Genomic DNA, 2,411 nt, shown 5'->3' with positions numbered 1-2,411 from the left:
TATCATGAGTGATGCCCTTCACCCCACAACAAAGGGGTATGAGATCTGGGCAGAGGCAGTAAAGGAGCATATAGAAAAACTGATGAAATAGATTAGGTTAACCCGGAGACCTGTGGTTTCCGGGTTAACAATGGAGATACGAAAATGCATAACGCCAGTCCGGAATCATTTTTATTATTACTCGTGATTGCCTCTATCTTGGTAACAGTAATATATCCATTACAGGTATGGGCAGAAAAAGGTCCTGACTCATCTGAAACGGCATCCATTGAGGCCCGCTTAAAAAGGCTGGAGGACAGGGAAGAGATAAGATGTCTATTAATGGATTACGGGCGTTTTCTGGATAAGAGAGATTTTAAATCCTTTTCTGAACTTTTTGCAGAAACAGAAGGGGAATGGATCGGCGGGTTTGGCAGCGCAAAGGGATCAAATGCAATCTGTGAGCTGATGGAAAGCACAATCGGTAAAGGTGAAGCCATTAGCCAGTCAGTGCACCTCTTTACAAATGAAACGATTAAGGTAAATGACGACAGGGCGAGCGCAGTAACCAAATGGATATTTGTGGTTACCGGGGAATCGGATCGTCCGCAACCCTATTTCATCGGCCATTATGAAGATACCATGATAAGAGAAAAGGGGTGCTGGAAATTCCTGCGAAGGGTCGTACATGCGGATATCCCAGTGGATGACAAAATATCAAAAGGAGATAAATAATTTTGACTGAATATATACAGGTGTTTTCGTCAGTAGTTAACCTTGAGGCCGCTGAAAAGATCGGAGAAAGCGTTATTGAAAAAAGGCTTGCTGCCATTGTACAGATTACAGGCCCGGTAAAGAGCATGTACATGTGGAACGGGAAGATACTCAAGGGTGAGGACTGGCGCATTGTCATGAAGACAAAAAGAGCGCTTTTTGAAAAGCTTGAGGCAGAGATAAAAAGGCTTCACCCCTATGGTGTCCCGGAAATACTCGCCATGCCGGTACTTGAGGGTAACAGGGATTATCTCAACTGGATTAGCAAGGAATTGAGCTGAGGAACATTAAATTTAAGGGGTTATCCCTTCGAGTACAGGTTCTGCACCATTTATGATGGGCAGGATACACCCCTTTAAAAAGTATTCAATGCCTGCCCTGTTAACATGCTAAAAATACAGTAGATTATTTATGATTTATATAATATTCAAATTGAATCTTGAAAATTTACAAAAATATCTTGAATTTTAATTTTTACATAGGTATACAGTTATTCAATACTTAATTGATCAAGCAGCACACATTTTAAGTATACCTGTTTTAATTACACATATTAAATAAGAATTACAGCTTACTACCCGGCATTACAGGGTATTGCTAAGTGTCTTAGAGTCTTTTCTTACCCAGTTTATTGTCTTTTGTGTTTTGCTGTTTTTAGATTTTTTTCAGTAGATAATTATCGCATATGGTTACGATAAAATGTTTTAAAAAACCAAATTGATGGCAGTTTCTAAGTCGGAGGAGAATAATGAAGAAAAGTATTTTGTTACCCTTAATTCTCATGTTTGTTATTCCATTGCTTTTTATTATTGGAACAGATCAAACCGCATTTGCACTAACCTATACAAAGTTAACAGGAGGTACAGCAACTGCCAGTTCCAGTTCAACATCTCCGGCTTTAGCCTTTGACTCCAATACAAACACAGCCTGGACTTCAAGTGTAAATTATAATAACTCTGTCGATCAAAACATTCGGTATCAGGTTTCGTCTCCAAAAATTGTTACTAAATATAAAGTTGCATCCGGTTCAATTAGCGGATGGAGCCTACAGGGTAGCAATAATGGTAGCTCATGGACAGTATTACATACCTCTTCACAGTTAGGGCAGGAGATAACTATTAGCAATACAACTGCTTATACATATTATAGAATCACTGGATCCAGTGTTTTAACTGGTTATATGCAACTTCCAATGCAAGTTCCTTATCCTCCTTATCAAATTCTTGTTCAGGTTCCTATATATATGATGAGTGTTTCAGAGCTGGAGTTATGGGCTCAATCTCCTCCGGCTACTCCTACCCTTGCAGGACCTGCTACTGACGCTGATGGTACATATGCTATTAGTTGGGGGGCTGATCCTGATGCAACAAGTTATCAACTGGAAGAGAACTATAATGGTGGGAGCTGGAGCACTGTATATAATAGTAGTGGAACATCTACAAGTTTAACAGGCAGGAGCCCTGGAACCTGGAATTATAGATTAAAGGCAACTAATTCAGTAGGATCATCAGCCTATAGCGCGACCATTACTGTGCTTGTAGCCCCTTTGCCACCAACTCCTGCAGGAGCCGCTTCCCCAAATTATACCGGTTCATATACAATAAGCTGGAATACAGTAACAGGAGCAAGTAGTTATCAGTTACAGGAGAATATAAATG

Annotated in this window: 3 protein-coding genes; all 3 read left to right on the top strand. The window is 40.0% G+C overall.

Annotation, left to right across the window (positions count from 1 at the left end; genetic code table 11):
• The first annotated feature begins 144 nt into the window (after positions 1-144).
• Positions 145-714, top strand: coding sequence for a nuclear transport factor 2 family protein (locus tag GX654_09040; GenBank protein NLD37002.1), 570 nt, complete (start codon positions 145-147; stop codon positions 712-714).
• A gap of 2 nt (positions 715-716) precedes the next feature.
• Positions 717-1,034 carry a divalent-cation tolerance protein CutA gene (locus GX654_09035; protein ID NLD37001.1) on the top strand — a complete coding sequence of 106 codons (318 nt, stop codon included), beginning with the start codon at positions 717-719 and terminating at the stop codon, positions 1,032-1,034.
• 467 nt (positions 1,035-1,501) lie between these two features.
• Positions 1,502-2,411, top strand: a 910-nt coding sequence (locus GX654_09030) for a discoidin domain-containing protein (protein NLD37000.1), incomplete at its 3' end; no start/stop codon positions are given.

It is taken from the genome of Desulfatiglans sp. (assembly GCA_012513605.1).
Lineage (GTDB): Bacteria > Desulfobacterota > DSM-4660 > Desulfatiglandales > HGW-15 > JAAZBV01.
This window is presented reverse-complemented; position numbering and strand designations above follow the sequence as displayed.